The organism is Bradyrhizobium sp. (assembly GCF_016213215.1).
GTDB lineage: Bacteria > Pseudomonadota > Alphaproteobacteria > Rhizobiales > Xanthobacteraceae > Bradyrhizobium.
On record NZ_JACRAW010000098.1, the window covers coordinates 124,672 to 136,884 of the forward strand.

Sequence of the window (12,213 nt, forward strand, 5' to 3'; positions counted from 1 at the left end):
GCCACCGCAATGCGGTCCTGCTCGACGAAGAAGAGGTGGGCGCCTCATTCCGCGGCCCGGTCCTGGCCCGACAGCCGGCCGCTCCAGCGCAGAACCGCCTCGGTGCGATTGCGGGCGGCGCATTTCCGCATGATATGCTGGATGTGCATCTTTACCGTGTTTTCCGAAAGATTGAGTTTGGCGGCGATCAGCTTGTTGGGAAGACCGAGTTCCAGCTCCGCGAGCACGTGCTGCTCGCGCGGCGTGAACTCGATTGCATCCATCTCTGCGTTGTCCTTTGCGAGGCCGGGAGGCAGGTATTTCGTCGACAACCTGCGGGGCTGGGCCGGTTCGGGGGGGAGGGCCCTGCCGCGTCCGACCATCGGAAGCGGCCGATAGACCCCGCCCGCGAGAACAAGACGCAAGCCGGCCACGGCGACCTCGACCGGGAGCGAGGTCGGGAAGAAGCCGCGCACCCCCCGGTGCATCGCTGCCAGCGCGGTTGCCTCGTCGTCGCGATTTGACAGCAGCGCGATGGCGGCACCGGGGCAGCAATGCAATAGGAGTGCGAAGTCGCCCTCGACCGAGGGGTCGGCGATCGACTTGTCACCAATGCTCAGCGCCACCAGCCGAACATCGCGTTCCGACGCGCAACCCAGATTGTCAGTCGTGGCCATTTCGATGACGTCGAACCCGATCAGTTCGCGCCTCAGGATGCTCAGAAAGCAGGTGCGAGTCAGGGTGAGCGGCTCGATGATGACCAGGACCGGCGACCGTAGCGATCCATCGGTCCGTTCTGCGGAGTTGACTAGGTCGTCCATGATATCCCCAAAATCCAAGGAACTGCTGACCCACCCCCGCCAATTCGCATCCCCACTGACTACAAACCGCGTCGGGAAACATGGTCCTCGCCACATCGTCGACGCTTCATCGCAGGCGGAAATTCTTTCCGCGCCATTTCTCATGAGAGCACGATCCGATTCGATCGGGGCGCGGCCCCGCTCCGCCTTTGATCGAGCCTGATCGTCTTTCGAGCCGGTATTCCGCTTCCCGGCGCCGTACTCTAGTTGCAGATGTTCCGATACGCGATTGCCGCCGCTGATTCTGGCTTGCCATCGACGACGTATGCATCATCCTCCTTGACGAGATAAAGAAACGGCCTCTCTCCGGTATCCTCGCCCGACGCATTCCTTCCCCTGACGCGGCCGCAGATGGTGTCCACGGGCCGTCCGAGTGTATTTCTTCTGATAGCGCGCTTCATGTCGCCGAACTCCGCCGACGCTGGATCTTCCATCTTCGCTGCGACCGAAATCCTGGCCTTTTCGAGCACGGCGTTTGGGGTCTCAAGGGGCCGATCAGACGGCGAAACGCTGATCCTGGTCGGCGGCCGCTCGTTGCCAGCAACGCGATCGGCCCGCCTGGCCGGCTTGCTGGAGATTCGTTTTCGGGATTTCGCTGCCGCTGCGGACTTCGCTTTCGATGGCGCGGGCTTGAAGGAGAGTGTCGTCGTCCGCGGCGCGATCGGCTGGCCGGCCGCGATGGTGTCGGAACAGCCCGGCGACGTGCATGGCTGGAAGTTCGCCTGCGACGGGGCAAACCAGCCATAGCCGATCAGGATTCCGGCGAGCACGCCAACGAAGAGCAGTCCCATGCGATTATTCCCCTCCCCGTGGGGACAGAGTTCCTCCGCACGCATTTCTTGCTGCGACTTGCTGTTCTGCTGATGGTGGTATCTGTGCGCAAAAGCGTTAAACGCAGCTTAAGCACGCACCTTCCGAAGGAGAGTTCCACAGCTCACAAGCGCGAGGCGCGCCCTGCGATCATCTTGCGCCCCGCTGCGTCCGCTGCATTTCAACCGGCGTTTGGCGACGACGCGCGATACGTCCCTCTCGCCGGGCGGGACGGAGCGAAGCGTATCGATCTTCATTGCGGTGAACGCGGTATGTCCTTGTCGGCCGGGCTTGACCGGTGTGGAGGTGATTTGCCCCCGGCAAATCAGGTACGGGCGTGCAACCGGGACGCCTGACGCCGAAACCAGTGGAACTGATCCGCGTCGGCGGGGGTCTCGATCATTTTGTCGCAGAATTCGACCTTCCCTGGAGCGGGCTCAAGGTTCTCGTGAGAATCCTGTTGATAGGGACACCCACCTGCCGGGGGCCCCATTGGGCGGCGCGCCGGAATGATCCAGCTATCGTTGATCGTCATTGCGCCGTAAGAAGAACTCGTGACCTCAACGATCAACATCAACGCCTACAGCGACGCGCTCGTGGTCCTCGGCACCGCGGGAATCGTTGTCCCGATTGTGCGCCGCTGGGGCATGAACCCCATCCTTGGGTATCTCGGGGCAGGCGCCATCCTTGGCCCTCTCGGCCTCGGTTCCTTCATCCAGACATTTCCGTTCCTCTACTGGTTCACGGTCGTGGACGCGCAGAACGTTTCGGGAATCGCCCAGCTGGGAGTGGTCTTCCTGCTGTTCCTGATCGGGCTCGAACTGTCGTTCAACCGGCTCGTCACCATGCGCCGCCTGATTTTCGGACTGGGCGGCCTGCAGGTGCTGGCGATGTCGACACTGATCGCCGGCGCAGCGACGCTGACGGGTCAAAGCGCGGAGAGCGGAGTGATTCTCGGCGCCAGCCTTTCGCTGTCTTCGACGGCGATCGTACTTGAACTCCTGTCGAAGCAGGGACGTCTTGCCACTACCGTCGGCCGCGTCAGTTTTTCCGTACTTCTCGCCCAGGACCTCGCCGTTGTTCCCATCCTGGTCTTTGTCTCGGTGCTCGGCGTCGAGCGTGACGGCTCGGTCGTCAACCATCTTCTTGTTGCCTTCCTTCAGGCTTCAGCGGCAGTCGTATCGCTCATTCTCATCGGCCGGCTGCTCCTGCGCCCTCTTTTCCGGCTCGTTGCAGGCACGCACTCGACCGAGTTGTTCGTTGCCGCAACATTGTTCGTCATCGTAGGAGCCGGTATCGCCGCCCACCAGGCGGGTATGTCGATGGCACTGGGAGCATTTGTCGCCGGGCTGATGCTTGCCGAGACGGAATATGGCAAGGCCATCGAGGCTACCGTCGCCCCATTCAAGGACCTCCTGCTCGGCATCTTCTTCTTCACGATCGGGATGGCGATCGATTTTCGCGAGTTCGTGCGCGAACCCGGCTGGCTCCTGGCCGCCGTCGTCTGTCTTCTCGCAAGCAAGATACTCGTCGTCGCAGCTTTGGGCCGACTGTTCCGGCTTTCCTGGCCCGCAGCCATCGAGAGCGGAATGCTTCTGGCTCCCGGCAGCGAATTCGCGTTCGTCAGCATCGGCATGGCAGCGGCCTTGGGGCTGATCGCGCCAGGCGTGTCCAGTTTTGCGGTCGCCGTTACCGCCGTGACCATGACATTGACACCATTACTGGCGATGCTCGGCAGGCGGGCGGCATCGAGACTGCGGGTCAAGGACGCCATCGAACCCGAGCTGACGGTTCGACCACGCGCAGATCAGCGCCAGGCTATCGTGGTCGGCTATGGCCGTGTCGGAAAGGTGGTGTGTTCGCTGCTTTCACGGCACGGCCTGAAATACATCGCGGTCGACCATGACGCCGACGCCGTGACGCGGGACCGCCGCGACGGCCACATAGTCTATTACGGCGACGCGACCGAGCCGGGCTTCCTCGAAGCCTGCGGACTGCTGCACGCAACTGGAGTGATCATTACGATTCATTCTCGCGATGGGATCGACAAGGTCGTCGGCCGCGTTCGCTCGGTCCGGCCCGATGTCCTGATCGTTTCACGTGCACGGGATGCGGAGCATGCCAGTCACCTGTATGCGATCGGGGCGACGGACGCGGTGCCTGAGACCATTGAGGCGAGCTTGCAGCTTTCGGAGGCAGCACTGGTTGGCTTGGGAATCGCGGCCGGGCCCGCGATCGCGTCCATCCATGAAGAGCGCGACGCCATGCGCCAGGCGTTGCGGCAGGCAGCCGTCAAGGCAGGACGCGAAAACACTCGTTCCATCAGGTCCAGTGAAAGCCCTGCCCCATAGACGTCTCGATCTTGCCGGTCCGCCGTAACCTGGTGACCGATACCCGCGTTTGGTTGACGACGAGAAAATCACCGCCAGGGCAAAATCGCGCGCACTGTAACTTTGGTTACAGAACTTCGCCTTCACGAATCCTAAGCCTCCCGCCGCACCCAGACAGGTTGCGAAGGAGACTGACCATGAAGCCGATGCGCTTTTTCATCGATACCCACGATACCGCCAGCAAGACCTTCCCCGCCGGGCTTGCGCCCGCCGATCTCGAGGGCTTCATCGTCAAGTACGAAGAAGCCTGCCGCGCCGAGGACGTGGTGCTGCTGCGCGTGCATGCCGGCCTGGAGGCGGGGCGCGCCTTCTGCTTCACCATGGCGCCGGATGCCGATGCCGTACGCCGGGCCCATGAGCGGGTCGGACTGCCTTTCGAGGAGATCACGGAAGTGATGACCGCGACGCCCGGCGACACCTTCTTCCGCCGCGCAGCTTGACGAGGGAGGCCGCCATGGAATTCGACCTCGGACTACTCCTGACCGTCGTCGGACTTTCGATCCTTGGCGGCTTCACCTTTCTCTTCGTTCTGGTCGGGCGCGATCTCGCGCCCGCGGTCAGCCTTGCCGGCCCCCGCCGCTGGCTGATCGTCGTCGGGCTTGGCTTCGGGGTCATCGCCCTGTCGATCAAGGTGGTGGCCATCATGCTGCTGTCCCGCATGTCGCTGCACCCGGAGATGGCGAGCCTTGCGCCGCCGGAGGAGACTGCCGAAATTCTCCCCGTACGTTTCGAAGCGCTTCCGCGTCCTGCTCCGTTGTGGAAGGCGCTCCCCGAACTCGCTCCGGCGCCGGCGGACAATCCCACCACCCCGGCGAAGGTGGCGCTGGGGCGCGCGCTGTTCTTCGAAACGGCGCTTTCACTCGACGGCACGATGTCCTGCGCGTCGTGCCACGACCTTGCGCGCGGCGGCGCGGATGCAAAGCCTCTTTCACCCGGCGTCGGCGGCTCGATCGGCGCGCGCAATGCACCGAGCGTCTACAATGCAGCCTTCCAGAAACGCCTGTTCTGGGATGGACGCGCGCGAAGCCTCGAGGAACAGGCGACAGGTCCCATCCTCAACCCGGTCGAGATGGCGATGCCGGACGCGAAATCCGTCGAGGGGCGGCTGCGCGACATCCCCGCCTATGCGGAGCGTTTCGCGCTGGCCTTCGGTGAAGGCACGATTTCGATCGAGCGTGTTGCCGAAGCCATTGCGGCATTCGAGCGCACCCTGATCACGCCCGACAGCGCCTACGACCGCTTTGTGCGCGGAGACATGAACGCGCTGAATTCGCGCCAGCTGCGCGGGATGACTCTGTTCCAGGAAATCGGCTGCATTCAGTGCCATTCGGGCCCGAACCTTTCCGGCGCCAGCCTGTTTGCAGCAGACGAGAATGGATTGCGCATCTTCCCGGCGGTCGAGAACGACACGCTCTCGCACTATCCCTTGCGCGAGGACAAGGGAGCGGCGGCAGCCGGTTCGGAGCGCGCGATCTGGCGTATTCCCTCCTTGCGCAATGTCGCGTTGACGGGGCCCTATTTCCACAACGGCTCGGTGGCGACGCTGCGCGAGGCCGTTCGCATCATGGCCGCGAGCCAGCGCAACGTGCTGCTGGCCGAGGACCACCTTGCCGGCCGTACCATTGTGTGGCAGCCGGACGACGCGCGTCTTTCCGTCACCGATCGTGCCGTCCTGACAGAGAACGACATCGCGGATATCATCGCCTTTCTCGAGTCGCTGACCAGCGACAGCCTCAAGCGCGCTACGGCCGGCCCCTGATCAGAGTCTTTCCATGCCCCGCAACGAACTTCCGATCGTCACAAGGCTTTCACCGGAAGGCCGCGCCCGTTTCGATCGTGCGGCGAAAGCGCATTGTTTTCCCGCGGGCCAGGTTGCGATCGTCAAGGGCGAGGCGATCACCGGAGCCTATATCGTCGAGACGGGACGGCTCCGCGTATTCTCGCTGAGCAAGGAAGGGTGCGAAGCAACGCTTTATACGATCGCGCCGGGAGAGACTTGCGTGCTGGCCATCAACAGCCTGTTCAGCGCCGTGCCTTATCCGGGCCATGTCGTCGCCGAGGAAACAACGCGCATTCTCTATGTGCCCGGCGAGACCTGGCGCGCGCTGTTCCGCACCGAGTCGGAAATCCAGAACCTGACGCTGAAAGCGCTATCGGTCGCGGTGATGCGGCTGATGCACGAACTTGAAAGCCTGCATGGCAGGTCGGTGCGCAACCGCCTTGCCGACCTTCTCATCGCACGGCGGGCGGCAGACGGATCGGTGCGGATGACACAGGCCAAAATCGCCGCCGAGCTCGGCACGGCAAGGGAAGTGGTCGCCCGGTGCCTCGTCGACTGGAGCCAGCGTGGGATCGTCGAGTGCCACCGCGGCCTGATCAGGATCATCGACCCAGCGTACTTCTCGAGCAACGCCTCGCTGTGCGAGCCGACCGCGATGATGCCGGCGCTGGACTGAGCTCGCCCGATCGAGGGCAAGACCATTTTCCGTACAGGTCGGCATCAGCCAGCCGGCACCAGCGTTGTTGCTTGTTCGTCCCGGAGCGCAAGCAAGGCGCGGCGCTCCTCCTCGATCTCGTGGCAGGTCCGAAAACCGAGCCGTCGCAGCACCGGCACCGGGGGGCACCAGCCCTGGATCGCATGCTGGAACAGGAACGCAGTGACCAGCGCCGGCAGTGCCAGCCAGCGCCGGCTATGCCCGGCCGTGAGCGCCACGCCGACAAATCCGAGCACGGCGGCGTTGGCTTCGATCGCCCGCTCGATGTCCCACTCCCGGTCGAGCTCGCCAAGCCGCGCGGGAATCTGGTTCCTGTGCTTCCCGAAATGGGCAATGCTCGCCGCAGTCGCCCGACGGATCCTTCGGTTGACCTCCTCGGCGGTGTTCTGCGGTACCCGATCAATCGTGCTGGTCATGGGCGGCTCCTCTCGACGGCGTGCGCGCGGCTGACCATCCATCAAACCTGCAAATCGCGCATCGTTCCTCGCAGAAGGCGGACCCGCCTCCCCCACCAGCGCGGGATCGAGCTCCCCTCCCACGCGGAAAACAGGCCTTCCTACTCGGGCGGCGCCCTTTCTTCTCCGGCATAGGGATCTTCGGCGAGGCGCGGATCGAGTTCGAGCCACATCGCGTTCAGGATCGCGAACGCACAGGCAAGTCCAAGACCGAGGACCCAGGCGAAGTACCACATGGCGCTTGCGCTCCCTAATACGCCTGTCGGTTGGTTTCGAACAGTTGCGGGCTGACCTTGCCGTACATCACCTTGTAGACCCACGCGGTATAGGCCAGCACGATCGGCAGGAAGATCACCACCGCGATCAGCATGATGAACAGCGTCAAATGGCTCGACGAGGAATCCCACACGGTCAGGCTGGCGTTCGGATCGGACGAGGACGGCAGGATGAACGGAAACATCGCAAGCCCCGGCGTCGCGATAATGCCGAGCAGTCCGAGGGAACTGGCGATGAAGGCGGTGCCGGGACGGCGGCGTGACAACATCCACGCGGCAATCAGCGGCGCGGCAATCCCCAGGACGGGCGCAACGATGGTCCAGGGCTCGCTGCGGTAATTGCCGATCCAGGCGCCGGTCGACATCTCAACCGTCTTGCGCAGCGGATTGGAAGGGCCCGCGTGATCGAGCGGGCCACTGACGGTGTAACCCATGACGAAAAAGTAGACGCAGACGCCGCCGATCAGGAACAGCACGGCTGTGAGAATGCTGGCGCCGATACCCGCAAGCCGCGCGCGCTCCCACAGCAGCCCCGTCGTCTTCATCGCGACGTAAATCGCCCCATGGGCTGTCAGCATCGCGACGCTGACGATCCCACACAACAGCGCGAAGGGATTGAGCAGCGCGAAGAAGCCTCCGGTGTAGAAGGCGCGCAGCTCATCGTCGAAGTGAAACGGCACGCCCAGCAAGAGGTTGCCGAACGCCACGCCGAAGATCAGCGCGGGCACGAAGCCGCCGACGAACAGCGCCCAATCCCAGATTTCACGCCAGAGCGGATTGTCGATCTTGCCGCGGAACTTGAAGGCGACCGGGCGCAGGATCAACGCCAGCAGCACCAGGAACATCGCCAGATAAAAGCCGGAGAACGAGGTGGCATAGAGCGGCGGCCATGCCGCAAAGGATGCGCCGCCACCGAGGATGAACCAAACCTGGTTGCCCTCCCATACCGGGCCGACCGAATTGATCAGCAGCCGTCGCTCGGTATTGGTCCTGCCGATGAACGGCAGCAGGATCGCGGTGCCGAGATCGAAGCCATCGAAGATCGCGAAGCCGATCAGGAGGATCCCGAGCAGCGCCCACCAGATCAGCCGCAACACTTCATAGTCGAGCGGTATCGACATGAGTTCACTCCGTCAATGTCGGGCTGGGGTGCAGCGACACGCGATCGACCAGAATGCCGCCGGGCGGCGCCTGACGCGCGGCGAGGTCAGGCACCTCCCAGGTTTCGGTTGGCCCGATGCGGATGTATTTGACCATCAGGAAGAGATCGACCACGAGCAGCGCGGTGTAGAACACGACGAAACCGATCAGGCTCAGCCAAACGCTGCTGGCGGGAATCGGCGAGGCGGCAAGAAAGGTCGGCAGGATGCCTTCGATGATCCAGGGCTGGCGACCGTATTCGGCGACGATCCAACCGACTTCCGCGGCGATCCAGGGCAGCGGCAGCGAGAAGAAGGCCACCCACAGCAACCAGCGCCGGCGATCGAGTTCGCGCCGGGCCGCGACGAAGAACATGACCGCAAACAGCGCGATGAAATAGAACCCGAGGCCCACCATGATCCGGAACGACCAGAACAGGACCGGCACGTTGGGCACGGTGTCCCACGCGGCCTGCTCGATCTGCTGTTCGGTCGCTTTGGTGGGATCGGCGACGTAGCGGCGCAGCAGCATCGCATAGCCGAGATCACCCTGCCCCTCCTCGACGATGCGCCTCGCCGCACCGTCCTTCGGATCTGCCCTCAGCCGCTGCACCGCGGCGTAGACCTCGATGCCACGATGAATGCGCTGCTTGGCCTCACCTACGAGGTCGAATATCCCCGGCACGACCGTGTTGATCGATCGCGTTGCGATCAGGCCGAGCACCCAGGGGATGTGGATCGCGTAGCGGGTTTCCCGGCTTTGCTGGCTGGGCAGCCCGAAGATGGTCAGCCCCGCGGGCGCGGGCTCGCTGTGCCAGAGACCTTCCATGGCCGCGAGCTTGGTCTTCTGGTTCTGGGTGGTAGTGTAGCCGCTTTCGTCGCCGAGCACGACGACAGACAACGCGGACGCCAGACCGAACGAAGCAGCAACCGTCATCGAGCGCCTCGCAAGCTCGATGTGCCGACCATGGAGAAGATACCAGGCGGACACCGCCAGCACGAACATCGAGCCGGTGACGTAGCCGGCGCTCACCGTGTGCACGAACTTCGATTGCGCGACTGGATTGAAGATCACGGCAAAGAAGTCGGTGACTTCCATGCGCATCGTGTCCGGATTGAAGCGACTGCCGACCGGATGCTGCATCCAGGCGTTGGCGATCAGGATCCACAGCGCGGAGAAGTTCGATCCGATGGCGACGCACCAGGTCACCGCGAGATGACCGGGCTTGCTGAGGCGGTCCCAGCCGAAGAAGAACAGGCCGATGAACGTGGCCTCGAGGAAGAACGCCATCAATCCTTCGATGGCGAGCGGCGCGCCGAACACGTCGCCGACATAATGGGAAAAATACGACCAGTTGGTGCCGAACTGGAATTCCATGGTGATGCCGGTGGCAACGCCCATGGCAAAGTTGATGCCGAACAGGATGCCCCAGAACATGGTCATGTCGCGCCAGATCCGGCGACCCGTCATCACGTAGACGCTCTCCATGATGGCGAGGATGACCGAGAGCCCGAGCGTCAGTGGCACGAACAGGAAATGATAGAGCGCCGTCAGCGCAAACTGCAGCCGCGACAGATCGACCACATCAAGATCACTCATCCGGATGCGCCTTTGTGCGAGCCAGGCGAAAGGAACAGGTGATCGCCCGGTGGGGATGCGGGAGGGGCTCCCGTGAAGAACAGCAGGTAAATCAACACAAGCGCGGCTGATTTCGCGGCAAGCACAATCGCGATTTCACGCCAGTAGGCTCGTGGCGCGCCGGCCGGACCCTCGGGTGCCATCAGCTTCTTCCATGGAGTTCCAACCCGAACGCCGTAATAGAGAGAAGGTTCCACCGGAACCATCGGCGGCTTTCGGGCAATGACCAGTCGCTCGATCTCGACCGTCGGCAAGCAGCCAATCGACTACGTAAACATCCGTAGTTTCACCGGCCCGGAACCGTCGTCATATCTTGGACATGGGCCGCCACATCGTATTCAAATGCCCGCAGACCGGCATGAACGTGCAACACTGGTTCGAGTCCGCCGATGCGTCCGAGACCAGTCACACGCATGTCTCCGTGCCGTGCCCGGCCTGCACAAAGTTGCACCTCATCAACAGGTCGACCGGTACTCTGCTCGGTGAGAAGAACCGATAAGCCGGCGCTCCCTGTTTCTTCTCAAGACCTTACCTGACCGGTGACGTCCTCAACGTGATGCAGCAGAAACACCAGGTGGCCCTCATTGTCATGGATCGGCGTATTGATCGGCTGCCAGTGGCGCTCGATAAACCTGCCGCTTGGATCCCGGATGTCGTAGCGCTGAACGGCCATGGCGTGCGGCTGGCCGGTCGTCGCGACGGTCTTTAGCGAGGCGTACAGGTTGCTTACGCCGTCGGCGAGCGGGTCATCCGGATTGTCCGGAAATATCTCGAACAGCGACTTCCCAACGACGTCGTCGCGGCTGATGAACGTCGCTGCGGCATAGACATCGTTGATGTCGACGATCTGCAGGCCCGGCCCTGGATCCAGCAGCATGTAGGGATGGGGAGAATGGTCGAACTCGGATCGAAGCTGCTGACGTATCGTCGATGGATCGACAAGCTGGCGGCGGCGATGATCGAACGGCAGGGCATCCGCTCCGGACACGCTCGAACCCAACATCGCGAGCTCGCGCTTGGCGGACGCCAGCAGCGAGTGAAGCGTCCGCTGGACGGTCGCGTCTGTAGCCTCGCCCAACAGTTTCTGGAAATGGGCGATGTTCTGCTCGCAAATGAACTGCTTCATGCCGCTCTAGGTGTGGAGCCTCAGGAGGTTGTTCCCGGCCAGACCGAGTCTGCTGATCGGTGGCTTTGATCCGATACTGCCATGAGGGCGATGCCAGTTGTAGCGGTGAAGCCATCTTGGCAGCTCGGTGGCGCGTTGCTCGGAGGTCTCGTAAGCGCAGGCATAGGCCCATTCTCGTAGGCTTGTTTGGATGAAGCGCTCGGCCTTGCCGTTGGTCTTGGGCGTGTAAGGCTTGGTCCGGATGTGTTTGAGACTGAGCTCCTTACAGGCTTTGGCAAAAGCCCTGGATCGATAGCAGGAGCCGTTGTCGGTCATGACGCGCTGGATTGTCAGGCCCAGGCTCGCATAGTAGGCGACCGCCGCCTTGAGGAACGCCACGGCGCTCTCCTTGCGTTCATCCTTCATGATCTTGCTGAAGGCAACGCGAGAGGCATCGTCGATGCAAACGTGGACGAACTCCCACCCCGCCTCACGAGAGCGGTTCTGTTCAGAGCGGACACCTGTGATGCGGTGACCGATGCGATTGAATTTGCCGAGCTTTTTGATGTCGATGTGGATCAACTCGCCGGGATGCTCACGCTCATATCGGCGCACTGGTTCAGCCGGCTCTAACGCCGAGAGCCTGTTGAGGCCGAGCCGCCGCAGGACCCGGCTCACAGTCGCCGCCGACACCCCAACCTCAGCGGCGATCTGCTTGCCCGTGTGGCGCTGTCGGCGCAATGCCTCGACGGCGGCGCATGTGGCCGCTGGGGTTTGGCTCGGCAATGAATGGGGCCGTGAGGAACAATCCCGCAATCCATCCACGCCTTCGGCGCGGAAACGGTTGACCCACTTGGCGACCGTCTTTGGCGTGACGTTGAACTGGCGCGCCGCGGCTGCCTTGCTCAGCCCTCCTTCAACAACACTGAGCGCCATCGCCTCTCGACCTTTCGGGGTCAGAGGAGCATTCTTGTGGACGTCCATTCGGTTCTCCGCGAATCGCTGGTGTTTGGCGACTTCAGAGTTCCCGGTCAGGGCCGAATGGACAACCTCCTGAAAGTTCACA

13 protein-coding genes are annotated in these 12,213 nt (G+C 62.9%); 4 read left to right on the plus strand and 9 right to left on the minus strand.

Going from position 1 to position 12,213, the window contains the following annotated elements:
- Window positions 1–44 precede the first annotated feature (44 nt).
- Together HY852_RS17440 and HY852_RS17445 are read right to left on the minus strand one after the other, a co-directional pair.
- Window positions 45–800 (minus strand): response regulator transcription factor, encoded by a 756-nt coding sequence (locus HY852_RS17440; protein WP_291606022.1) that lies wholly within the window; start codon window positions 798–800, stop codon window positions 45–47.
- Window positions 801–1,042: 242 nt separating this feature from the next.
- Window positions 1,043–1,630 (minus strand): hypothetical protein, encoded by a 588-nt coding sequence (locus HY852_RS17445; RefSeq protein WP_291606023.1) that lies wholly within the window; start codon window positions 1,628–1,630, stop codon window positions 1,043–1,045.
- 573 nt (window positions 1,631–2,203) lie between these two features.
- On the opposite strand from HY852_RS17445, the gene HY852_RS17450 reads away from it, so the two are divergent.
- From HY852_RS17450 to HY852_RS17465, 4 genes are all read left to right on the plus strand, one after another.
- Window positions 2,204–4,000 (plus strand): cation:proton antiporter, encoded by a 1,797-nt coding sequence (locus tag HY852_RS17450; RefSeq protein ID WP_291606024.1) that lies wholly within the window; start codon window positions 2,204–2,206, stop codon window positions 3,998–4,000.
- A gap of 176 nt (window positions 4,001–4,176) precedes the next feature.
- A complete protein-coding gene (locus HY852_RS17455; RefSeq protein WP_291606025.1) occupies window positions 4,177–4,479 on the plus strand; it encodes a DUF4242 domain-containing protein in 303 nt (100 codons plus the stop codon).
- A 14-nt stretch (window positions 4,480–4,493) separates the two neighbouring features.
- Complete coding sequence (locus HY852_RS17460; RefSeq protein ID WP_291606026.1) at window positions 4,494–5,798, plus strand: cytochrome c peroxidase; 1,305 nt, start codon at window positions 4,494–4,496, stop codon at window positions 5,796–5,798.
- Window positions 5,799–5,811: 13 nt separating this feature from the next.
- Complete coding sequence (locus HY852_RS17465; RefSeq protein WP_291606027.1) at window positions 5,812–6,495, plus strand: Crp/Fnr family transcriptional regulator; 684 nt, start codon at window positions 5,812–5,814, stop codon at window positions 6,493–6,495.
- A 44-nt stretch (window positions 6,496–6,539) separates the two neighbouring features.
- Here the strand turns inward: HY852_RS17465 and HY852_RS17470 are convergent, their stop codons facing one another.
- The 7 genes from HY852_RS17470 to HY852_RS17500 all read right to left on the minus strand — a co-directional run bounded on the left by HY852_RS17470 (window position 6,540) and on the right by HY852_RS17500 (window position 12,131).
- Window positions 6,540–6,950 (minus strand): hypothetical protein, encoded by a 411-nt coding sequence (locus HY852_RS17470; RefSeq protein WP_291606028.1) that lies wholly within the window; start codon window positions 6,948–6,950, stop codon window positions 6,540–6,542.
- 140 nt (window positions 6,951–7,090) lie between these two features.
- Window positions 7,091–7,225, minus strand: a complete 135-nt coding sequence (gene cydX, locus HY852_RS17475; protein ID WP_291606029.1) for a cytochrome bd-I oxidase subunit CydX — start codon at window positions 7,223–7,225, stop codon at window positions 7,091–7,093.
- A gap of 14 nt (window positions 7,226–7,239) precedes the next feature.
- A complete protein-coding gene (gene cydB / locus HY852_RS17480) occupies window positions 7,240–8,385 on the minus strand; it encodes a cytochrome d ubiquinol oxidase subunit II (RefSeq protein WP_291606030.1) in 1,146 nt (381 codons plus the stop codon).
- A 4-nt stretch (window positions 8,386–8,389) separates the two neighbouring features.
- The gene (locus HY852_RS17485; protein ID WP_291606031.1) at window positions 8,390–10,003 is read right to left on the minus strand and encodes a cytochrome ubiquinol oxidase subunit I; all 1,614 of its coding nucleotides are present in this window, start codon (window positions 10,001–10,003) and stop codon (window positions 8,390–8,392) included.
- The gene (locus tag HY852_RS17490) at window positions 10,000–10,296 is read right to left on the minus strand and encodes a hypothetical protein (RefSeq protein ID WP_291606032.1); all 297 of its coding nucleotides are present in this window, start codon (window positions 10,294–10,296) and stop codon (window positions 10,000–10,002) included. Before HY852_RS17490 ends, HY852_RS17485 begins: the two co-directional genes overlap by 4 nt.
- 266 nt (window positions 10,297–10,562) lie before the next feature.
- Entirely contained in the window at window positions 10,563–11,168 is a 606-nt protein-coding gene (locus HY852_RS17495) for a PAS domain-containing protein (protein ID WP_291606033.1), read from the minus strand.
- 6 nt (window positions 11,169–11,174) lie between these two features.
- Entirely contained in the window at window positions 11,175–12,131 is a 957-nt protein-coding gene (locus HY852_RS17500; RefSeq protein ID WP_291606041.1) for an IS481 family transposase, read from the minus strand.
- Window positions 12,132–12,213: the final 82 nt, after the last annotated feature.

Coding starts and splice junctions, on each gene's coding strand:
- HY852_RS17440 (WP_291606022.1), bottom strand. CDS start 800: ATGGACGACCTAGTCAACTCCGCAGAACGGACCGATGGATCGCTACGG.
- HY852_RS17445 (WP_291606023.1), bottom strand. CDS start 1,630: ATGGGACTGCTCTTCGTTGGCGTGCTCGCCGGAATCCTGATCGGCTAT.
- HY852_RS17455 (WP_291606025.1), top strand. CDS start 4,177: ATGAAGCCGATGCGCTTTTTCATCGATACCCACGATACCGCCAGCAAG.
- HY852_RS17460 (WP_291606026.1), top strand. CDS start 4,494: ATGGAATTCGACCTCGGACTACTCCTGACCGTCGTCGGACTTTCGATC.
- HY852_RS17465 (WP_291606027.1), top strand. CDS start 5,812: ATGCCCCGCAACGAACTTCCGATCGTCACAAGGCTTTCACCGGAAGGC.
- HY852_RS17470 (WP_291606028.1), bottom strand. CDS start 6,950: ATGACCAGCACGATTGATCGGGTACCGCAGAACACCGCCGAGGAGGTC.
- cydX (WP_291606029.1), bottom strand. CDS start 7,225: ATGTGGTACTTCGCCTGGGTCCTCGGTCTTGGACTTGCCTGTGCGTTC.
- cydB (WP_291606030.1), bottom strand. CDS start 8,385: ATGTCGATACCGCTCGACTATGAAGTGTTGCGGCTGATCTGGTGGGCG.
- HY852_RS17485 (WP_291606031.1), bottom strand. CDS start 10,003: ATGAGTGATCTTGATGTGGTCGATCTGTCGCGGCTGCAGTTTGCGCTG.
- HY852_RS17495 (WP_291606033.1), bottom strand. CDS start 11,168: ATGAAGCAGTTCATTTGCGAGCAGAACATCGCCCATTTCCAGAAACTG.
- HY852_RS17500 (WP_291606041.1), bottom strand. CDS start 12,131: ATGGACGTCCACAAGAATGCTCCTCTGACCCCGAAAGGTCGAGAGGCG.